The sequence below is a fragment of the Parafrankia sp. Ea1.12 genome (genome assembly GCF_900465275.1).
In the GTDB taxonomy this organism is placed as follows: Bacteria; Actinomycetota; Actinomycetes; order Frankiales; family Frankiaceae; genus Parafrankia; species Parafrankia soli.
This window is the reverse complement of the sequence record NZ_UBIZ01000338.1, coordinates 49,616-70,085: the sequence shown is the minus strand read 5'-3', so window position 1 is coordinate 70,085 and position 20,470 is coordinate 49,616. Positions and strand designations below refer to the sequence as shown.

Here is a 20,470-nt window from a genome sequence, read left to right as displayed (position 1 = left end):
GAGGTAGCCTCCGGTCCTCAGGCGGGGGAGGGATCAGCGGTGAGCGGTGCGACCAGGGCGCGGCCCCTGCGTGCCGACGCCCGGGCCAACTACGAGCGGCTGCTGGCACAGGCACGCCTCGCCTTCGCCGAACACGGCACCGGGGCGTCCCTGGAAGACATCGCCCGGCGGGCCGGCGTCGGGACCGGCACGTTCTACCGCCATTTCCCGTCCCGGGAAGCCCTGCTCGAAGCCGTCCTGCACGACCGGTTCGACCGCCTCACCGCGCGAGCCGACGAACTCGCGGCCACCACGGCCCCCGGCACCGCGCTGACCGTCTGGCTCGGTGAATTCGTCGAGTTCACCAGCGCCTACCGGGGGCTCACCGCCACGCTGATGCAGACCCTGCGTGACACCTCGACCGAGCTGCACGCCGCCTGCGCGGCCATGCGCACGGCAGGCTCGACCCTGCTCGCCGGGGCGCAGCGCGCCGGGGAAATCCGCTCCGACCTGACCGCCCTCGAGCTGCTCACCCTGGTCAGCGGCCTCGCCTGGGCATGCGAGCAGGCCTCGGCAGCCGTCCCCGACGGTGTCACCGCAGACCGGCTGCTGTCGCTCACCCTCGACGGTCTCAGAGCGACCGACAGGGCCCGCCGCCCGGACTGATCACGCCGATCCCTCCAGACCGCGGCCGGAGCGCGTCTTTCGGGTACACGGGGGTCGAGGAGGATCGGAACGAGGATCCGCGGCCCCTGTACTCGACCCTGCAGCAGCTCGACCAGCACCGAGGCTCCCGCGAACGCCGTGTCCACCAGCCGGCGCCGGTACTTCCCGTGCACGCGGCCCGGACATGGTGCCGCACTGCGGGCACGCCTCTCGGTCGGCACGAGACCGGGCACATGATCGCAGCACGGCACCACAGCCCGAACCCACGGTCGAGGCCAGAACGATCACCAAGTTTCAAGATCAGCACCAGATCCGGATCCGTTCTCACGAACAAAACCAATCCGGACCCGGCCCGGCCACGAATACACGGTATGCGCGGACACACGATGCTGGTACTGACACTCCCGTTCGTCCCGGCGGCCGCCGGTCTGGTCGCGGCCGGGTCCGACACCACCGGTCCCGGCAGAGTCCTGGCGGAGACTCCCTCGGGGCTCATTCTCGGCAAGCGGACCTGAACCGCTGCGTGCGCCCGTCCTCGATCGAGGACGGGCGCACGCGGGCACGGGCTCAGGACCGCGCCGCAGGTGCTCGGCCGTGTACGAGCCGACCCTGCTGTCGATGAAGCAGGTCTCTCCGTTGCCGAGCAGGCGTTGATTCTCTCGGGGGACCCCGTACTTATTCAGCAGGCGCTCGCCAATGACGCTGGGTTCGGCGACGGGGCTAGGATGGCAAATCCTGGCATTGTCCATGTCGTCGGGGTCGTGGTCGCCGTATGAGTAGATAGATTGTCGACTCGATGTGCGGGGACGGTCGTCGTACTGGTGGCGTGGCGTGGCTGTGAACGGTCAATTTTTCCAGGGAAGGAGTAGCCCTGCCTGCCGTGGAGCAGAAGAAGAGTCGTGGCTGGTTGATCGTGGGTGGGGACTGGATGCCGTGTTGGCGATATCACGCTTGAAGCCCGGGCGTGCCTGGAGCAGGCGGACAAAGTTTTCCATGTCATCGCCGACCCGCTGACAGCGAAGACTATCCGCGATCTCAATCCTTCGACCGAAGACCTGCATGCTCTGTATGAGCAGGGAAAAGATCGGAAGAAAACCTACGCCGAAATGGTGGCGCGGATTCTTTCCGAAGTTCGGCTTGGGAACTTTGCCTGCGCGGCCTACTACGGCCATCCTGGCGTTTTTGCCTTTCCGACACATGAATCGATAAGACAAGCCCGCGCGGAGGGATACTCGGCACGGATGCTTCCTGCGGTTTCCGCGGAGGACTGGCTGTTTGCCGATTTCGGGGTCGACCCTTCAACATCAGGATGCCAGAGTTTCGAGACGACTGATTTTCTCGTCAATCGGCGTCGTCACGACCCGACCTCGCATCTTATCCTGTGGCAGGTCGGGGTCATCGGCGCGCTGGATTTTCGATGGCGGTACGACTATCGAAAGAACCTCGGCGTCCTCACGGAGCAGTTACTGCGCCACTATAATTCTGATCACAGGGTTGCGCTCTATCGGATAAACCCAATTCCAATCTGCGATCCCGACATTGAATGGATGCGGCTGACCGATCTGCCAACTGCTAGCCTGACAGCGTCATCCACGCTGCTGGTGCCTCCTCTCTTGACGCGTGACGATGCGGGGGAGACGTCGGCGCCGGGTGGGGGTGGGGTGCCAGAACTCGCGCACCGCCTGCCAGTCGGCGCCGTCCAGCAGCTGGGCGCGCGGGTCGGCCCACCGCTTCGACGGGACAGCGAAGACATCGCGGCGACGCAGCGCGCCCCGTGCAGCCGCTCCAGAACGCACAGCACATAGGCGTCCCGGTCGACCGCCCCCACCGGCAGCCGCCGGTGGGGGAACACCGCCCACCGCCACACACCGGGCACCAGGTCGGCGTCGATGTCGTCAGGGCGCAGCGGCTTCTGCGACACCCGCTGCCGCGAGAGCTCGGGAAGCCGGCGCACCTCCGGGCGTAAGTAGTTGGGGTGCAGGAAATCCCGGTGAGATTGATCTTGCCGGGGTTCACCTACGCCGTTGAGGCTTCGAGCTGCCGGGGAACGGTACCGGTGCGCAGTTCCTTCAGGCCCGGGATGTGGTTGTAGAGAGTGCCCGGGGAGACGCCCAGCAGCTTGACGATCGAGGTGATGGAGCGGTCGGGGTCCAGGCAGCAGGCTGTTGCACGCGATGACCGATGCCTTCACCACCGCCGGCTTCCGTCTTTCCGTCATCAGCGAGCCGCAGCCCGACCCGGCCGCCCGTGAGCTGTTCCCGGACGGCTTCCAGGACCTTTCGACCAATCCCAACTTCCTGTTCTTTGTCGTCGAGGTACCGCCGTCGGCTACCGGCTCGGGCAGCTAGCCAGTCGCGGATCATGAGCGGAGCCAGAGTCGGCGCCTGCCCAGTACTGTGGCTTCGTATGACCAACTCCGAGATCAAGATCACCGCGGACCTGGTCCATGACCTGCTACAGGAGCAGCATCCGGATCTTGCAGGGCTGGCCATCCGCGAGGTGGCGGGCGGGTGGGACAACCAGCAGTGGCGCCTTGGGGACGAGTTGGCCGTGCGCATGCCGCGTACAGAACGTGCCCCGGACCTCCAGCGCAAGGAGTGCCGGTGGCTGCCCGTCCTGGCCCCGCGCCTGCCGCTCCCGGTCCCGGTCCCTGTACGGATCGGTGAACCGTCCGTGCGCTTCCCGAAGCCCTGGACCATCATGACGTGGGTTCCCGGCGAGCCACTGGACTACACCTCGATCAGCCGCGGCGACCACGCGGCCGACACTCTGGCGGGCTTCCTCAGAGCGCTCCACGTGGAGGCGCCAGCTGAGGCGCCGATCAGTTCGGACCGCGGCGCTCACCCCAAGAAATGCACGGACGGCTTCGACCACTTCTTTCAAGCCGTTGTCCCCGGCGGCATTGCCGACGATGTCCGGGTCGTCTGGGACGATGCCGTTGCGGCGCCCGAGTGGGAGGGTCCGCCGGTTTGGGTGCACGGTGACCTTCATCCCGCAAATGTCGTCGTCTCGGACGGGACACTCTCAGGCGTGATCGACTTCGGTGACATGTTCGCCGGCGATCCGGCGTGGGACCTCGCGGCCGCATGGGTAGTCCTTCCTGCGGGCGCCGCCTCACGCTTCTTCGACGTGTACGCGCATGCGGACGAGACGACGATCCGGCGCGCCCGCGGGCTGGCTGCTCTGAAAAGCCTGTTCCTCATGCTGATGGGCCAGAACGGAGACCGGGGCCTTCCTGGCGGCAAGCCGACGTGGGGACCCGCAGGCCGGGCAGCGCTCGATCGTGTTCTGAGAGGCGGTTTGATGTAGGTACGGAGCGACGATCCTCATTGGACGGGGAGGCGAACACGTCCCGCCGGTTCAACGCGCGGTGCAGCTGCTCCAGCACGCATACCACGTGCGCGTCGCGGTCGACCGCGCCCTGCGGCAGCTTGGCGTTGGAGAACACCGCCCGCCGCCACATCGCCGGCACCAGCTCGGCGTCGACCTCGCGGGGCAGCAGCGGCCGGTCCTTCGCCCGGCGGCGCGAGAACGCGGGAAGACACCGCACCGCCTTCAGGATGCGCCGACCAGCCGGGGCGGCGCCCAGCAGCGACAGGAACGGGCGCACGGTGTGTAGCGCAGGGCCAGCACCGAGACGCCGGGCAGCAGCACGCGGTGCCGGCGCAGCCACGTCACCGCCTGGTTCAACAGCGCCACCGGCCCCTCCGCGTGCGTCCATGCCCGCCCGTACAGGAAGCTGCGGAACTCCCGGCCCCACTTCCGGTCGGTGAAGTCCCGGTAGTTCAACCGCTTCTGGATCTCCGCCGCGTGCTCGTACACCGTCGACCGGCGCTCCGGGTACCGCTTCACGCACGAGGCGTCGGCGATGCCGAGCTGCCCGGCCAGGTACTCCACGGCCTCCCACGGCACGGCGAGCGGGTCCTCGCCCAGGAACCGGCCGACGTAGCGGACTGTGCAGATCTGCACCGCCATCCCCAGCCGGTGCGTGTCCGTACGCCGCAGCGCGATCCGATCACGGTCGTCATCGTCGAGGAAGAAGAACCGCTCCAGCTCCGGGCGCGTGGGCACCTCGGTGAACGTCCCGTATGCCTCGGCCCGCTCATCAGTCAGAAACTCCACCGGCACGGCCGGACCGTAGCCAGAGCCGGGGCCCGCCCGGTGGGCTTTCCCCGCTCGGGAACCTATCGAGCCATATCCGCCCGATTTTCGGCGGATGCTACGGCGACCCCGTGGCGGTGCGCCGGGTCGTCGTCCGCCTGCCGACCGAGCCCCGCGGTGAGGGGCCTGACTGCTATCGGAGCATCACGGGTCGATGGCTGCTCACGCCGACTCGGTTCCGTCGTTCCGTTTCATTGCGTTTCGTGGCCTCGTGACACCAGCCAGCCCGGTGTCCTCGGTTGACCAGGGCATGCCTCCGGACCCTGCGACCCTCCCCTGATTTCTGACGCCCGAGAAGGGAGGCTTCTCGGGCGTCAGAAATCAGGGGAGTGGTAGCTACACGGCGTCACCAACCTCCGATACGTTTCGTTGTTACGTCACTTATAACGTAACAACGAAACGTATCGCGGATGGGTGGGATGGGCCGGAAGTCGGGACCCGACGCGCGACGCTGCGTGGGACACCGCCGTGGGCAGCCGCGCATCCGGCGCGGCACGGGCTGTCGATTACCGCCTCGCCAGCAGCCGCCGGACCTGCTCAAGATCGCCAGGTTGCACGCCTGCCCACCGCTGGTAGGTGCCGGCGTCGAACCCCGCGAGGTCCACAACGGCTCGCCGGGCAGCGACTCCCTGCGCGGCGAGCCGGACGTCGATCAGCGGGTTCCGGTCGTCGCCACGGCCGGGCGTGGCGTCGAGAAGCGGGCCGAAGTACAGCGGCGTGCCATGCAATCCCGCCGTGGTGATCCGTGCCCAGAACACGGCGCCGAAGCCGGGGCCCTACTGCGGCGGGCGCGTCCAGGCGCGGACGGTAGAAATGCGCCGGCGGACGCCACGTACTGCGTCGAGTACAGCGACGCCTGGAGGTATGCACCGCTGGCGTACTAGGGCGCGTATCTGGTTGTGATCTGTCTGCGGGATTCGTCCTGGTGGCGGGGGCTGGTCCGGTAGGTCGTCGTGTATGACACGGGTGCAGTTGACGGACGAGGAGTGGGCGTTCATCGAGCCCTACCTGCCGATTGGCAGGTTCGGGCCGTATCCGCAGCGGCTGCGGGCGCAGTTCGAGGGCGTGCTCTGGCGGTTCCGGACGGGTGGGCAGTGGCGGGAGATGCCGGCGGAGTTCGGTGCCTGGCCGACGGTCCACAACCGGTTCCGGCAGTGGCGGGACGCCGGTGCCTTCGAAGCCCTGCTGGAGGGCATGGTCGCCGAGGCCGCGAAGCGGGGTGAGGTGGACCTGTCCCTGGTCAGGGTGGACTCCACCACCGCCCGGGCGCACCCCGACGCTGCCGGGATGCACCTGGCCGAGGGATCTTCGGGTTCTGGCGGGAGGATGCTGGGTGGTCGCTCCGGTGCTCGCGGACGAGGAGCTGGAGGGGCTGCGCCGGTTCCCGGAGATCGGCCGGGAGGAGCTGTTCCGGTTCTTCACGTTGACCCCCGCGGATCTGGCGTTCCTCGATCCCGGTCGGGGTCGGGGTCGGGGTCGGGGTCCAGCGGACCGGCTGGGGCTTGCGGTTGCCTTGTGCACGTTGCCGTGGCTGGGGTTTGTGCCGGACGAGGTGGCGTCGGCGCCGCGGGCGGCGGTGGTGCGGCTGGCTGAGCGGTTGGGCGTCGACCCGGACGTGATCGGTTCGTACGGGCGGCGGGCCAAGACGCGCACGGATCATCTGCGGCTGGCGGCGCGGTATCTGGGGTGGCGGGTGCCGACGGCGCTGGAGCTGAAGGAGCTGGACGAGTTTCTGTTGGCGCGGGCTATGGAGCACGATTCGCCGACGTTGCTGTTCCGGCTGGCCTGTGAGTACCTGATCTCGGCGAAGGTGATCCGGCCGGGGCCGGTGACGGTGGTGAAACGGGTCGCGCACGCCCGGGAGGTCGCGGGGCAGGAGACGTTCGACCGGCTGGCGCACGAGTTCACCGACGAGCGCTGTGCTGGGCTGGACAGGCTGCTGGTGACTGACCCGGCGATCGGGATGACCTGGCTTCGGTGGTTGGGCACGGGGCCTGTGGAGGCCTCGCCTGCGGCGGTGAAGGCCGAGATCGCGAAGCTGATGTTCCTGCGCGGGATGGATGCGCACACCCTCGACTTGTCGGTGCTGCCGGCCGAGCGGCGCAGGTTCCTGGCCGCGGTGGGCCGCCGGCTGACGGCCCAGGCGTTACAGCGCCGCGAGCCGCAGCGTCGGTACCCAATTCTGCTGACCTTGGTGGCGCAGTCGGCGACCGACGTGCTGGACGAGGTCGTGCAGTTGTTCGACCAGGCCGTCTCGGCGCGGGAAAGCAAGGCTGCGCACCGGATGCGTGATGAGTTGGCCGAGCGCGGCAAGGCCGGCGAGGAACGCCAGGCGCTCCTGGACGCGGTCCTGGCGATCGTCGCCGACCCTGCGATCCCGGACGAGGACGTCGGCGGCCTGATCCGCGGGGAGAAGGTCGGGTGGGAGCGGCTGCGAGCCGCGCAGGCCGCCGCGCTGCCACCGCTGCCGCGCGACCATGGGCATCTCGCGGCGCTGGACGGCTCTTACGGGTACCTGCGGCAGTTCACCCCGCAGGTGTTGGACGCGGTGACTTTCGCCGGCGGCACCGCCGCGACCGACCTGCTCACAGCGGTGGACATCCTGCGGGAGCTGAACACCACCGGCGCCCGCAAGGTCCCGCAGGACGCCCCGACCAGCTTCGTCCCGGCCCGCTGGCGCGGCTACCTGGACACCGCGGCAAAGACGGACAACGTCACCGCATACCGCCACTACTGGGAACTGTGCACGTTGCTGGCGTTACGCGACGGGCTGCGCACCGGGGACGTGTTCGTGCCCGGCTCGCGCCGCTACTCCGACCCTGCCGCCTACCTGCTCACCCCCGAGAAGTGGGCCGATCACCGGGTCGAGTTCTGCCGGCTGGTCGGCAAGCCCGCCGACGCCGCCAGGGGGCTCGCGGAGGTCGAGGACGAGCTGCACACGGCGCTGGGCGAACTGGAGCAGACGCTCGCCGGAGGCGACGGCCCGGTCCGCCTGGACGCCGACGGCGACCTGGTGATCTCCCCGCTGTCCGCGGAGGACATTCCGGCCGAGGCGGTGGCGCTCAAGGCCGAGCTGACCGAGATGCTGCCGTTCGCGCCGATCGTGTCGCTGCTGATCGAGATGGACAAGCGCACCGGGTTCCTGGACTGCTTCACGGGGCTTGAGCAGCAACCGAACGGTCAGTGGCGTTAGCGGGCGGCAGCGGCCGGAGTTACCGCCATCCAGCGTTCCGATGCGGGTCGGTCCCTGAAGGGCCTGATCCTGCGACGGTTCGGTTGCTCTGCGCTGTCTGCTGGTGGGGCGTCCTAGATTGCGGCGTATGCCGGTGGAGTTCCTGACGGATGACGAGGCGGCGGCGTACGGCCGGTACGCGGGAGCGCCTTCGCGGGTTGACCTGGAGCGCGTGTTCTTCCTCGATGACGAGGATCGGGCGCTGGTCGAGCGTCACCGGGGCGGGCACATGAGGCTCGGATTCAGTCTCCAGCTCGTCACGGTCCGCTGGGTGGGGACGTTCCTGGAGGACCCCCTCGACGTCCCGGTCCCGGTGCTGGACTTCATGGCCGAGCAGCTCGGCGTCGCTGATCCATCCTGTGTCAAGAGGTACACCGAGCGGACCAAGACCCGGTTCGACCATCAGTGGGAGATCCGGCGCGAGTGCGGGCTGAAGGAGTTCACGGCCGCCGAGGAGGAGCTGCGGGCCTGGGTCGCGGCCCGGTCGTGGACGTCGGGCGACGGCCCGAAAGCGACCTTCACTGATGCGGTGGAGTGGTTGCGGAAACGGGATGTGCTGTTGCCGGGTCTGACGACGCTGGCACGGCTGGTCGCGCAGGTCCGCGACGACACGACCCGCCGGTTGTGGGGTGTGCTGGAGGGGCTGTTGACGGTCGGCCAGCGGTACGTGCTGGACCAGTTGCTGGAGGTGCCGCCGGGGTCGCGGGTGTCGGACCTGGAACGCTGGCGTAAGGGCCCGGCACCGCGGGGATCCGGCCCGGCGATGGCGTGGGAACCCTCGCTCGCCGAGGCGTTCACCGCCGTGTCCGGCGGCCGGTCTCGGCTGGAGGACCTGCCGACGTCGATCGCCGCCTGCCTGACCGCGCATTCCATGAACGTCGGGTACCGGCCGATCGCCAGGAAGGGCTTCCCCGCGCTGGAGCGCTCGCGTCTGTCGCACGTGTTCCAGAACTACTTCCGGCCCGAGACCCTCGCCCCGGCGAACGCACCACTCGTCACCCGCCAGGCCGGCCTGCCCCTCGCGCGGGCGTGGGGCGGCGGCATGGTGGCGGCGGTCGACGGGATGCGGTTCGTGGTCCCGGTCCCAGCCGCCTTCGCTCGCCCGAACCGCAAGTTCTTCGGATCCAAACGCGGCATGACCTGGCTCAACGCCATGAACGACCAGGGCATCGGACGCGGCGCGAAGATTGTGTCCGGGACAGTCCGCGACTCCCTGCACATGATCGATGTGATCTTCGGCCTGGATGGCGGGGAACTTCCCGAGATCGTCGTGACCGACACCGGCTCCTACTCCGATGTCATCTTCGGGCTGCTGGAGCTGCTGGGCATCTCCTACCGGCCCGCGCTCGCGGACCTGCCCGACCAGAAGGGCTGGCGGATCAGCGCCGACGCAGACTACGGCCCGCTGAACACCTTCGCCCGCGGCAAGATCGACCTCGGGAAGATCCGCCGGAACTGGGAGGACATCCTGCGGGTGGTCGCCTCCATCTACACCGGCACCGTCCGCGCCTACGACGTGGTCACCATGCTGCAGCGCGACGGGCACCCGACCGCGCTGGGCGAGGCAATCGCCGCCTACGGCCGGATCTTCAAGTCCCTGCACATCCTGGCCTACATCGACACCGACGAGACCTACCGGCGCGACATCAAGCACATCCGCAACCTGCAGGAAGGCCGCCACGCCCTGGCCCGCAAGATCTGCCACGGCCGCAAGGGCGAGCTGTACCACCGCTACGAACGCGGTCTGGAGAACCAGCTCGGCGTCCTCGGACTCGTCCTGAACTGCGTGGTCCTGTGGACCACGGTGTACCTGGACGCCGCTGTCCGCCTGCTCAAAGCCCAGGGCTACCCGGTGCGCGAGGAGGACACGGCCAGGCTGTCGCCGTTCGTCAACCGACACCTCGGAGTCCACGGCACCTACAACTTCGTCCTGCCGGACCTCGCACCCGGCACGATCCGCGAGCTGCGCGACCCCGACGCACCCGATGACGATGAGGGCGACGCGTGAACCGCCATCGAGGGCAAGCCCGATCGCGGGCGGCCGGGCTGGCGATGGCGTTCAAGCTGAGCAAGTCCACGCAGGCCCGCTGGCGTGCGGGCAACGCACCTCACCTCGTCGCGCTCGTCCGCGCCGGCGCCACGTTCATCGGCGGCCAGCTCGTCGAGCGACCCAGGGAACGGGTGGTTCTGTCCGTCACTTGTGACCGCGTTTCTCCGTGTGAACCGACCGCACGCCGTTTCGCAGGAGGTCGGACGTTGGGTGAAATCCGCTGGCCGCAGTGACGTGCTGGTGCGGGTTGGCTGATCAAGGGGGTGGTCGGTGTGGTGCGCACGACCGTGGACGGCCGTGCGCACCTGGGTGTCATTGTTGTGGGGTTGGGGTGTTGGAGACGGTGATGGTCCAGCTGATTCCGTGTGGGGCGAGGAAGGTGAGGAAGCTGGTCGGGTCGTATGCCTGTGCCGGGGCGAGCACGCCTGGTTTGGCGCCGTCGGTGACCAGGCGGCGGGCGGCTTCGACGGCGATCACGGCGGTGATGCCGTAGGTGTCGTGGCCCCGTACGATCCCGCGGGCTGATTGGCCGTCGCGGCTGACGGCGTCGATGAGGTAGGTGAACCGTTGGGTGCGGCGGTCCTCTTCGGTGGGTCCTTCGGGCAGCCTGTCGATGATCTGTGGAGTGAGCGGGGTGCCCAGTTGGGCGCCGACCGTGGCGTCGACGAGGCTCTCGACGTGCCGGACCTCTATGTGGCGGGGGATGGTGACCACCTCTGACAAGGGGCATTTCACCACGTCGGTCGGTTGCGGGGCGTCGGGCAGGGTGACCGTGGCGTGCCGGGCGGGGGTGCCGGTACGCCAGTCGCCGTCGTCGTAGCTGAGGCCGCCGGCCTTGATCGCGTCGATCGTCTCGACGGCCGAGCGGAGCGAGCCGCGGGAGAACCCGCCCCCGCCGACGATGAAGTGGCTGACGGTGATCTCCTCGATCGGTTGGACGCGTTCGGCGAGCAGGTGCGCGATGAGGTCCCCGGGGACGCAGCCGTCGTTGGTGGCGGGGACGACGGTGACCCCGGCGCGTTCCGCGTCGCCGGTGAAGGTGTCGAAGACCGCTTTGGTGTAGAGCTGCTCGCCGGCGGTGTCGACGTAGTGGCAGCCGGCGGCGATGGCCGCTCGGACCACGGCGGGGCCGGAGCTGGTGAACGGTCCGGCGCAGTTGATGACCGCGTCGCATCCGCGGAAGGCTGCCGCGAGGCGGTCGTGGTCGTCGGTGTCGGCTACCCGCTGCTCGGCGTCGCCTGTTCCCGCAGCCGTTCCCACAGTCGTCGCGGCCTCGCGCAGGCGTGCGGCGTTGCGGCCGACGAGCCGCATGTCGATGTCGCGGTGGGCCAGTTCCGCGAGGACGAGCTTTCCCTGGTAGCCGTTTGCGCCGTAGACGGCGATCTTCACGTGGATCTCCTGGTTCGAGCAATGAGTGTTGATGAGTGATGTCGTGCGAGCCGGCTGACCAGCTCGCCCGTGACTCACCGTATGGCGACATGGCGAGACGCCCAATACGTGAGCGTCTCTGTCCCATGCGCGACCGTCTTCGCATCGGATCGGGGATATACGCTGGCTGAATGGACGTGCTCTCCGATGCGGTCACCGCCATGCGCACCGGCGAACCGCACTCCGGCCGGGTACGGCGGCCGGCGCCGTTCGGCATGCGGAACCCGCCGGTCGCGGGGGCTGGCTTCCACATCGTCTTGCAGGGATCGTGCTGGCTGTTCCCACCAGACGGCGCACCGATCGCCCTCGGCGTGGGGGATGTGGCATTTCTGCCCCACGGGGCCGCCCACGGCCTCGCCGACAGCCTGTCGACCCCGCTGGTGGACGCCGCCGCGTCACTGGCCGAGATTCCGCCCGGCCAAGAAGACGACGGGGTACCAGCTGACCAGCACCCGGACGGTTCGGCCGCTGCGACGGTCATGCTCTGCGGCGCGTACCTGCTGGACCGGTCCCGGGCACATCCGCTGCTCGGCGACCTGCCGGAGGTCATCCATCTCCCGGCCCGGGTCGGACACCACCCGGGACTACGCGCCGCCGTTGACCTGCTCGGCGGTGAACTGGAGCAGCCACGGCCGGGTGGCGACGCCATGCTGCCCGCCCTGCTGGACGTGCTGCTGCTGCACATCCTGCGCGCCTGGTTCGACGAACAACCCGCCCACGGTGTCGCTACCGGCTGGGCAGCAGCGCTGCGCGATCCCGCCGTCGCCGCGGGGCTTCGGGCCATCCACAGCGACCCTGGCCGGCCATGGACCGTCGGGGAACTGGCTTCCCAGGCCGGGCTGTCCCGCGCGGCCTTCGCCCGACGGTTCGCCGCGTTGGTCGGTCAGCCGCCGCAGGCGTACCTGACCTGGTGGCGGATGACACTCGCAGCCCGGCTACTGCGCGACGGTGACGCACCGTTGGCCACAGTGGCCAGGAAGGTGGGCTACACCTCAGAGTTCGCCTTCGCCCACGCATTCAAACGGGAACACGGGTCGGCTCCCGGCGGATTCCGGAGATCCGCCCGGCAAACGTAGTCTGAGCCGCCGACAGGCGACCCACTTCGCCGAGGCTCCGGACAGCAGCCTGTTCGGCCCCACGACCGTGCGCTGGTACCCGACCGTTCAGTGGTTCGACGGGGCCGGCTTCGCCGATCTTCTCCGCACGACCTCGATCTACCGAAAGCTCGACCACGACGTCCGTGAGCCGCTACTGGACGCCATCGCCGAGCGCATCCGCACGCGGATGGGCGACCGGGCGCCACGCCGTTACCTGAGCGTCCCGCGTGTCGGACAGCGCGCCGAGTAGGCACCAGAGGTGCAGGCGAAGTTGTAGAGATCGTGAGTGTCCGTAAGGGGAACCCCCAACGAACACCCGACAAGGTCGCCGGCACCCAGCCCCGAGCAGGCCAGGCCGCGTCTCATAAGACCCGTCCGGAAGTTGTCTCACTTGTCGGGGGCTATCCGTACGCTCCCCCGGTGACCGCGACCCTGATCGGCTACGCCCGCTGCTCCACCGACGCCCAGGACCTCACCGCGCAACGCAGTCGGCTCGCCGAACTCGGCGTCCCCGCCGACCGGATCTACCTCGACCGCGGCCTGACCGGTACAACACGCGCCCGGCCCGGCCTCGACCAGGCCCTCGCCGCCGTCCGAACCGGCGACACGCTCGTGGTCCCGAAACTCGACCGGCTCGCCCGCTCGGTGCCCGACGCCCGCGACATCGCCGACTCCCTGGCCGCCCGCGGCATCCGGCTCTCGCTCGGCGGCACGGTCTACGACCCGACCGACCCGATGGGCAAGATGTTCTTCAACATCCTCGCCACCTTCGCCGAGTTCGAGGTCGACCTGCTGCGCCTGCGCACCCGCGAGGGCATGGCGGTCGCCCGGGCCCGCGGGAAGCTACGCGGCAAGCAGCCCAAACTGTCGACCAAGCAGCAGCGCGAGCTGCGCCGGATGCACGCCACCGGCGAGTACACGATCTCTGACCTCGGCGAGCTATTCAGCGTCTCCCGGGCCACCGTGTACCGGACGCTGGGCCAGGCCGGACTGCAGGCCGCCGTCGCCACCCTGCCCGCGGACACCCGACCTACGCCCACGGTCGAGCCCTACGACCAACTGCTGACTCGCGCCCCAGCGCGGAACGACGCCTGACACCCGCGACCGGCAACAGCCAGCCGCAGAGGCAGACGATCTATGAACCGCCCCGGGTTTCCAACGACTACGCGCTGGAACAGACCCGCTAACGCCACTGACCGTTCGGTTGCTGCTCAAGCCCCTTCACCCACGCGGGCGGCAAGCAGACCCGCACTGCGGAGCTGAAGCGGAACCTGATCGCGGTACTGATCGCGCATGCCACCAACCTCGGGCTGACCCGCATGGCGGACGCCTGCGGCATCTCCTACGACGTCCTGGCCTGGACCGCCGAGTGGTACGTCCGGGAGGAGACGCTGCGCGCAGCGAACCTGGCCCTCATCGGCTACCACCAGAAGCTGCCACTGACCCCGATCTTCGGTACGGGCATGCTGTCCTCCAGCGACGGGCAGCGGTTCCCCACCCGCGGCAAGTCCGTCACCGCCAGGGCATTGAGCAGGTACTTCGCCCACGAGGGCCTGTCGACATACACACACGTGACCGATCAGCACACCACCTACGGCACGAAGGTCATCGTCGCGACCAAGCGCGAGGCGCACTACGTGCTGGACGAGATCCTCGGCAATGCCACCGACATCCCGATCGTCGAGCACGCGACCGACACCCACGGGGTCACGTTGGTCAACTTCGGCCTGTTCGACCTGCTGGGGTTGCAGCTCTCACCCCGCATCCGGGACCTGGGGAAGATCACCCTCTGTCGGACCGGACCGAAGACCGAGGTGAGCGCGGCGTACCCGCTCGCGGGGCCCCTGCTGACCCGCCGCTGCAACCTCGACCTGGTCGCCGGGCATTGGGATGACCTGCTGCGCCTGGCCGGGTCGCTGAAGTTCGGGCACGCCACTGCGTCGCTGCTGGTCAGCAAGCTCTCGGCGTCCGGCCGGCAGAACGCACTCGCGGCAGCGCTCAAAGAGTATGGGGCGTTGCGGCGCACGATCTACGCCGCTCGGTACCTGTCCGACCCGGCGTACCGGCGCAAGATCTCCCGCCAGCTCAACAAGGGTGAGTCGCTGCACGCGCTGAAGCGGGACCTGCTTTATGCGCATGAGGGCACGGTGCGTGCCCGTCACCTCGAGCAGCAGACCGAGCAGGCATGGTGCCTGACCCTGGCCACCAACGCCGTGGTGACGTGGACAACCGAGTACTACGGGCTCGCGGTCGACTCGATGCGCGGGGCCGGCCGGCGCATAGACGACGAGGTGCTCGCGCACATCTCCCCCGCGCACAGCGAAAACATCAACTTCTTCGGCGCGATCGAGGTGGACATCGAGGGCGAGCTCGCGCAGCTCGGGCCAACCGGGTACCGACCGCTACGCGTCCGCGACACCCTGTTCTGACTGGTCAGAGCGGCACTGGCTGGGGCCGCGGTGGCGATGGTGTAGCCATGGGTGTCAACCGCACCGGCCTGGTCGCCGTCGGCTGGAAACACCCGCCAGTGCCAGGCGGCAGACAACCGGTCGGCAGGCACGCGCTCTTCCTCGATGTGAAGATCGCCGTCCACGGCGAGGACGAGAACGACCAAGGCTGCCTCGGCACCGCATGCACGCCGTCGCCCCTCGTCGCGTTCAGCGACTCGGGTCTACGGGCTGTAGCCCGGGCGATGCGGCAGATTGGACGTGCCGCGCAGGGTGTAGCGAACATGGTGGTCACCCGGGCCAGGGTCCAGTGCTGGTCGGCCCGGCCGGGCCCTTTCCTGTTCCTCCCGGACCCCGAGACCCATCTGTTGCAGGGATTTCCTAATACCTCGGTCTCGCAGGCCATATGCTGGGCCTCGCCAAAGTGAGGCTATGCCGCAGGGCTTCGCACATTCGATCACGAAAATCGAACCACGGTAGAAGGTCTGCGACGTTATCAACGTGGCGCCGCCTGCGGGGATTGATTGCATTGAGTTAGCATTAGTTGCGCAGGGCGACCTCGTCGAAGCCTTGGTGACGCCGTCTGTCTGACGGAGGGTAGTGGGCGTGGAGCCTGTCGAACCAAGCATCGTCTGGTACAACAGCCAGACCGGTGAAACCCAGATCTGGTATATGAACGGCCACCAGCTCCTGCGGCGAGGCGCCGTACTGGGCGAGAACGGCGCGCCGGCCTTCATCGGCCCACCCTTCAGCATCGTCGGGACCTCGGGGGATACCTGGGTGGGGAATTGGAAGAAGAAGGCGGCTGAGCTGATCGCTGGCCACCCCGCGCGACTTGCGCTTGGTGTGCCGACAAGTGATGTCAACTGGTCTAAGAATGGCTACTACAATCGAACTTTCGAGTTCGGGGAGGTCCATGTCAGACCCCTCGGAGGAATGGGAGATTGGCGAGGAATTCCCTGCACATACTACGCCGCTGACATCTTCATCGCCGCAGTGAAGTGTTGGGGAACCGACGACCCAGGCGGCGCCGACGAGCCCTACCTGCTCTTTACCGTCATCAACCCCGCGCCGCCCCTTTGCGGGATTCCAGAGAACACCGCAAAGGTGTGGAGATCCCAGGTCTTTGAAGGTGTCGAGCGGGGAGAGATCTTCGCCCAGGATCAGCTCGTGTTCGAGAACGTCGTCGTCGGCGAACACGGAATTTCCCTGAAGATCGCCATAGTCGACCAGGAGCACGGCAGTCCCGAGGCGGTTCGAGCAGAGCTCCAAAAACAGGCTAACCGCCTAGCGCAGTCCCTAAAAGATTTGGGCGACCTTGCGGGCGTAGACGTCCAGAGGGCTATTGAGAGCAGGCACTTGAGGACAACCTACTCGACACCCTCGGGGATCTGACCCTCGGGGCACTTACCGACGTATTCAGCGACGACAAGATCGACGAGAAGACGTGGCGCATACCAGCACGAGTCCTCAGGGGCTGGGTTGACGATGGCACCTTCGACCAATCCGGCGTGGCATACCCGGCAAGCGAACTGCCGCCGAACATCGACACCAACTTTCCATACGAGAACCTCTTCGCCCGCGAGTTGTTGTTCTCCGGCGGCGGGGGCTCCTACAAGGTCTACCTGCGCATAGTTCCACAAAAACTTATTGTTGAGTACGGGCCGCGACCCTGATGCTGGCTCATCGTCGCCGGCACCCTCGAGGACCTGGCCGCCGCGCGCGAACGCGGCCGCGTCGGCGGCCGACTCACGGTCGCCACCTCCGAGTTCATCCGCGCCACCCGCGACCTGTTCCCCAACCCGGACGCCAGCGTCGCCTCGATCGCGAAGCTCCTCGGCGTCAGCCCCGGCACCCCTCTACAACCACATCCCCGACCTACGCGAACTACGCGCCGCTGGCCGGGCCCGCCACCAGCTCGACGCCGCTCCGCCGCAGGCCAGCTAGATCATCGCCGTTTGCACCTGGTGGCGCGTTTCTTACCGCTCTCCCGGAACCGACCCACCGGATAACGGACCATTATCCGGTAACTTGATCCACGCCGGGCCTTGGCGGCCAGCGGAAACGCAGCGACCGCGAGGACACGACTCGCGCGCGTTATCCGGTAGGTCGACCGAGACGACGGAGGCGGAGCCGTATGGCGGCGACGGTGACCCAGCTCGACGCCCGCCGACTCGGACCCGGCCCGGCCGGCGGGCCGACGGTGCGCGCCGCCGTCGACGCGTTCCTCGACGCGCCGGCGGTCAGGGGCAATCCGCACACGCTGCGCGCCTACACGAACGTGCTCGACCGGGTCGCCGAACTCCTCGGCCCGGACCAAGCGCTCGCCGACCTCGTCGCCGACGACATCGGCGACGCTCTGGCCGAGCTGTGGGGCGCTGCGAAGCCGACGACGTGGAACCGCAACCGCGCCGCGGTCGGCTCCTGGCTGGGCTGGTGCACGACCCGGCGGCACTGGACCGCCCCGGCGGTGCCCGCGGCCGCCGAGCGGCGCCGCGAACCCGCCGACGACACCAAGGCCGTCTCCCGGACCCGCATCGACCGGCTCTGCCGCCGCCGTGACGTCCCGCTGCGGGAGAAGACGCTGTGGCGGATGCTCTACGAGTCCGCCAGCAGAGCCTCCGCGGTCCTCGCGCTCAACATCGAGGACCTCGACCTGCCGAACAAGCAGGCCCGGGTTGTCGTCAAGGGCGGCGACACCATGTGGATCACCTGGGGCACCGACACCGCCCATCTGCTACCCCGGTTGATAGCCGGCCGGACCCGCGGCCCGCTATTCCTCTCCGCCCACCGGCCCGGCCCGCACCGGCGCGCGACGACCGACCCGCGCGACCTGTGCCCCGACACCGGCCGGGCCCGCCTCGGCTACGACCGGGCCCGGATCCCGCTCGGCCAGTACGGCGACGGCCTACGCCTCCACCAGCTCCGACACAGCGCGGCCACCCACCTCGGCGACGCCAACACCTCCGCCAACGTGATCATGGCGAAGACCGGGCACAGGTCGCTGCGCTCCGTCCAGCGCTACGTCAAACCCGGCCTCGCGGCCGTGCACCAGGCCACCGAGGCGCTGTCCAGCCCGCGACGCCGGGGATAGGGGTCTCGGTAGGAACGGAACGGAAAACCGGTGTTGCTGTCAAACTTTTTGACAGCCGGCGGAGGTCAGGTCATGCTGCCGGCGATGTTTCCTGCGTCGGCTCACGTCGCGGTGGTCTGGTAGATGTCGGGTGTGCCGTCGCGGTCGACGTCGGTGGTTTCGGCTTCGCGGATCCGCCGGTGGGTGCGGGTTCGGGCGCGCAGCACGAGCGTGGCGAGGCTGGCGGCGAGCAAAGAGCCGGTGAGGACGGCGACCTTCGCCTGGTCGTCGCGGAGGCTGCCTTCGCCGTAGGCGAGCTCGCCGATGAGCAGGGACACGGTGAAACCGATCCCGCCGAGCAGGGCGAGCCCGAGGACGTCGAGCCAGGACAGGTTCTCGTCGAGGTCGGCGCGGGTGAACCGGGCGACGGTGTACGCGGCGGCGAAGATCCCGACCGGTTTGCCGATCACGAGAGCGAGGATGATCCCGACGGCGACGGTGACGGTCAGCGTCTGGGCGAGTCCGCTGCCGCCGCCGAGGGGCACTCCCGCGGCGAGGAAGGCGAACACCGGGACCGTTACTCCCGCGGACAGCGGACGCCAGCGGTGTTCGAACTGCCCGGCCAGTCCGGGTCCGCTGTTCCGGCCGCGCACCGGGACGGTGAAGCCGAGCAGCACCCCCGCGACCGTGGCGTGTACCCCGGATGCGTGTACCAGTGCCCAGGTCGCTCCCGCCAGCGGCAGCAGCAGCCACCACGACCTGATCCGCCGCTGCACCAGCGCGGTGAACAGGGCCAGCGGGACGGTGGCGAGCATCAGCGGGAGCGGGTCGAGATGATGGGTGTAGAACACCGCGATGATCGTGATGGCCAGCAGGTCGTCGACGACGGCGAGCGTCAGCAGGAACGTCCGCAGCGCGGATGGCAGGCGTCGGCCGATGACCGCGAGCACGGCCAGTGCGAACGCGATGTCGGTGGCCGTCGGGATCGCCCAGCCGCGGGCGGCGCCCTGGCCCGCCTGCAGGTTCACGGCGGTGAACAGCACGGCTGGCACGATCACGCCGCCGACCGCCGCCGCGACGGGGACTGCCGCGCGGCGGGGGTCACGCAGATCCCCGGCGAGGAACTCCGATTTCAGCTCCAGCCCGGCCACGAAGAAGAAGACCGCGAGCAGGCCGTCGGAGGCCCACTGGGCCAGGGTGAGGTCCAGATGCAGCGATCCTGGCCCGACCGAGAGGCCACGCAGCGACTCGTAGGTGTCTGCCCAGGGCGAGTTGGCCCAGCCCAGCGCGACCACGGCCGCGGTCAGCAGCAGCACACCCCCGACGGTCTCCTGGCGCAGGATGTCGGCGATCCGCCTGGCCTCAGGCCACGAACCGCGGGCGAACAGGCGGGGCGTGCGGCCACGGGGCACCGTCATGCGGCATCCTTCCGGGAAGGGGTCAGATCTTGCCGACCAGACTTCCCGGCGCACCGCTTCTGACGGTAGTCGAGAGCCTGCCCTGGACGCCGCTGACCCGGCTGGCGACGCGGTGCTGTTCGTGACCATCGGTGGGCACCAGTTGTGCGCCGCGCACCTTCTTAGGGATCTTGAGGATGCGCGGGAGTCCTACCCCGACCAGGCATGGCCCGAGCAGGCTCAGCGGGCCCTTCGTGGGCTGGTCCACGCCTGGAACCAGGCGCGTGCCGCCGGCCTGGCCCGGATCCCGTTCGCCGCCGTGTTGGTCGGGGTCACCGAGTTCCGCGACGCCGTCAAGGTCGGCCTCGCGAGCGTCCCGCGGGCAGCCAGCGGGAAACAGCCACCCGCCCGCAACCTGCTCGAGTGCCTGCGCGACCGCGAGGAAGACGTGCTCCGCTTCGTCGGTGACCTGCGCGTCTGGCCCACGAACAACATCAGTGAGAGGGATCTCAGGCCCTGGCGGACCCAGGAGAACATCTCCGGCCGGCTCACCTCCGAGACCGCCACCCGCGACCGGCTCACCGTCTACAGCTACCTCGTCAGCGGCCGCAAACACGGCCAGAGCGAACTGAAAGCCATGATCGACGCCTTCCGCGGCGCGCCCTGGACACCCCCGGCCGCCGTCCCCACCTGACCCGCGGACCGGACCAGCCTCGGCCCACCACGCCGGCACCACCGGCGCGGTCCACAGCACTGCCCAAAGACCGTCACTTACAGCAAGATCTCTAAGCCACGTGAATGTTTACCAACCCGGTTCCCTGCTCCGTACCTACCGGACCCCGACGATCCCGCGCCTCCCGGCCACGGCCTCCTACTGCGGTGGGCCTGTGTGCGCATCCGATGACCTGACCTGCCGGTAGTGGCCTTGGAAGGCCCCTAC

General features: G+C 68.7%; 14 protein-coding genes and 7 pseudogenes. 17 read left to right on the top strand and 4 right to left on the bottom strand.

All coding sequences use genetic code 11. The features are described from left to right. Positions 1–39 precede the first annotated feature (39 nt). The 5 genes and pseudogenes from FMEAI12_RS18940 to FMEAI12_RS18920 all read left to right on the top strand — a co-directional run bounded on the left by FMEAI12_RS18940 (position 40) and on the right by FMEAI12_RS18920 (position 3,954). A complete protein-coding gene (locus FMEAI12_RS18940; protein WP_112107063.1) occupies positions 40–645 on the top strand; it encodes a TetR/AcrR family transcriptional regulator in 606 nt (201 codons plus the stop codon). Between the two features lie 386 nt (positions 646–1,031). After that, the gene (locus tag FMEAI12_RS39275) at positions 1,032–1,160 is read left to right on the top strand and encodes a hypothetical protein (protein ID WP_255565712.1); all 129 of its coding nucleotides are present in this window, start codon (positions 1,032–1,034) and stop codon (positions 1,158–1,160) included. 402 nt (positions 1,161–1,562) lie between these two features. Next, positions 1,563–2,450, top strand: a complete 888-nt coding sequence (locus FMEAI12_RS18935; protein WP_112107062.1) for an SAM-dependent methyltransferase — start codon at positions 1,563–1,565, stop codon at positions 2,448–2,450. Between the two features lie 360 nt (positions 2,451–2,810). Next, positions 2,811–2,993, top strand: a pseudogene (locus tag FMEAI12_RS18925) (SAM-dependent methyltransferase); the annotation flags it as partial. 58 nt (positions 2,994–3,051) lie between these two features. Continuing rightward, complete coding sequence (locus FMEAI12_RS18920) at positions 3,052–3,954, top strand: aminoglycoside phosphotransferase family protein (RefSeq protein WP_112107061.1); 903 nt, start codon at positions 3,052–3,054, stop codon at positions 3,952–3,954. Positions 3,955–3,973: 19 nt separating this feature from the next. On the opposite strand, the pseudogene FMEAI12_RS18915 reads toward FMEAI12_RS18920, so the two are convergent. Beyond that, positions 3,974–4,773 (bottom strand): annotated as a pseudogene (locus FMEAI12_RS18915) (DUF4158 domain-containing protein); the annotation flags it as partial. Between the two features lie 539 nt (positions 4,774–5,312). Further along, positions 5,313–5,564, bottom strand: a complete 252-nt coding sequence (locus FMEAI12_RS18910) for a hypothetical protein (protein ID WP_112107060.1) — start codon at positions 5,562–5,564, stop codon at positions 5,313–5,315. 199 nt (positions 5,565–5,763) lie between these two features. Between FMEAI12_RS18910 and FMEAI12_RS18905 the strand changes: the two are divergent. The 4 genes and pseudogenes from FMEAI12_RS18905 to FMEAI12_RS38370 form a co-directional block, all read left to right on the top strand. After that, positions 5,764–6,105, top strand: a pseudogene (locus FMEAI12_RS18905) (transposase); the annotation flags it as partial. 34 nt (positions 6,106–6,139) lie between these two features. Beyond that, a pseudogene (locus tag FMEAI12_RS18900) lies at positions 6,140–7,963 on the top strand (DUF4158 domain-containing protein); the annotation flags it as partial. Positions 7,964–8,126: 163 nt separating this feature from the next. Beyond that, positions 8,127–10,046, top strand: a complete 1,920-nt coding sequence (locus tag FMEAI12_RS18895) for a Tn3 family transposase (RefSeq protein ID WP_112107059.1) — start codon at positions 8,127–8,129, stop codon at positions 10,044–10,046. Between the two features lie 23 nt (positions 10,047–10,069). After that, positions 10,070–10,321 (top strand): annotated as a pseudogene (locus tag FMEAI12_RS38370) (hypothetical protein); the annotation flags it as partial. A 79-nt stretch (positions 10,322–10,400) separates the two neighbouring features. On the opposite strand, the gene FMEAI12_RS18885 reads toward FMEAI12_RS38370, so the two are convergent. Then, positions 10,401–11,477 carry a trans-acting enoyl reductase family protein gene (locus FMEAI12_RS18885; protein ID WP_112107058.1) on the bottom strand — a complete coding sequence of 359 codons (1,077 nt, stop codon included), beginning with the start codon at positions 11,475–11,477 and terminating at the stop codon, positions 10,401–10,403. A gap of 170 nt (positions 11,478–11,647) precedes the next feature. Here FMEAI12_RS18885 and FMEAI12_RS18880 point away from each other — a divergent pair, with 170 nt between their 5' ends. From FMEAI12_RS18880 to FMEAI12_RS18845, 7 genes and pseudogenes are all read left to right on the top strand, one after another. Next, on the top strand, positions 11,648–12,592 hold the full coding sequence (locus tag FMEAI12_RS18880; RefSeq protein ID WP_112107057.1) for an AraC family transcriptional regulator: 945 nt from the start codon (positions 11,648–11,650) through the stop codon (positions 12,590–12,592). 49 nt (positions 12,593–12,641) lie between these two features. Further along, positions 12,642–12,863: pseudogene (locus tag FMEAI12_RS18875) on the top strand (hypothetical protein); the annotation flags it as partial. A 170-nt stretch (positions 12,864–13,033) separates the two neighbouring features. Then, a complete protein-coding gene (locus tag FMEAI12_RS18870; RefSeq protein WP_112107056.1) occupies positions 13,034–13,708 on the top strand; it encodes a recombinase family protein in 675 nt (224 codons plus the stop codon). Between the two features lie 125 nt (positions 13,709–13,833). Next, a pseudogene (locus FMEAI12_RS18865) lies at positions 13,834–15,042 on the top strand (transposase); the annotation flags it as partial. A gap of 47 nt (positions 15,043–15,089) precedes the next feature. Beyond that, positions 15,090–15,488: a hypothetical protein gene (locus FMEAI12_RS18860; RefSeq protein WP_131626267.1), complete on the top strand. Its 399-nt coding sequence runs from the start codon at positions 15,090–15,092 to the stop codon at positions 15,486–15,488. Positions 15,489–15,666: 178 nt separating this feature from the next. Next, positions 15,667–16,455, top strand: a complete 789-nt coding sequence (locus FMEAI12_RS18855; protein ID WP_131626266.1) for a hypothetical protein — start codon at positions 15,667–15,669, stop codon at positions 16,453–16,455. A gap of 742 nt (positions 16,456–17,197) precedes the next feature. Further along, positions 17,198–18,154 (top strand): site-specific integrase, encoded by a 957-nt coding sequence (locus tag FMEAI12_RS18845; RefSeq protein WP_112107053.1) that lies wholly within the window; start codon positions 17,198–17,200, stop codon positions 18,152–18,154. Between the two features lie 101 nt (positions 18,155–18,255). Here the strand turns inward: FMEAI12_RS18845 and nhaA are convergent, their stop codons facing one another. Next, positions 18,256–19,551 (bottom strand): Na+/H+ antiporter NhaA, encoded by a 1,296-nt coding sequence (gene nhaA / locus FMEAI12_RS18840; RefSeq protein WP_112107052.1) that lies wholly within the window; start codon positions 19,549–19,551, stop codon positions 18,256–18,258. A 112-nt stretch (positions 19,552–19,663) separates the two neighbouring features. On the opposite strand from nhaA, the gene FMEAI12_RS18835 reads away from it, so the two are divergent. After that, positions 19,664–20,224: a transposase gene (locus FMEAI12_RS18835; protein ID WP_160144295.1), complete on the top strand. Its 561-nt coding sequence runs from the start codon at positions 19,664–19,666 to the stop codon at positions 20,222–20,224. Positions 20,225–20,470: the final 246 nt, after the last annotated feature.

What these genes read in the sequence shown, in the direction of transcription:
- FMEAI12_RS39275 (WP_255565712.1), top strand. Translation starts at nt 1,032, where the DNA reads ATGCTGGTACTGACACTCCCGTTCGTCCCGGCGGCCGCCGGTCTGGTC.
- FMEAI12_RS18920 (WP_112107061.1), top strand. Translation starts at nt 3,052, where the DNA reads ATGACCAACTCCGAGATCAAGATCACCGCGGACCTGGTCCATGACCTG.
- FMEAI12_RS18895 (WP_112107059.1), top strand. Translation starts at nt 8,127, where the DNA reads ATGCCGGTGGAGTTCCTGACGGATGACGAGGCGGCGGCGTACGGCCGG.
- FMEAI12_RS18880 (WP_112107057.1), top strand. Translation starts at nt 11,648, where the DNA reads ATGGACGTGCTCTCCGATGCGGTCACCGCCATGCGCACCGGCGAACCG.
- FMEAI12_RS18860 (WP_131626267.1), top strand. Translation starts at nt 15,090, where the DNA reads ATGGGTGTCAACCGCACCGGCCTGGTCGCCGTCGGCTGGAAACACCCG.
- FMEAI12_RS18845 (WP_112107053.1), top strand. Translation starts at nt 17,198, where the DNA reads ATGGCGGCGACGGTGACCCAGCTCGACGCCCGCCGACTCGGACCCGGC.
- nhaA (WP_112107052.1), bottom strand. Translation starts at nt 19,551, where the DNA reads ATGACGGTGCCCCGTGGCCGCACGCCCCGCCTGTTCGCCCGCGGTTCG.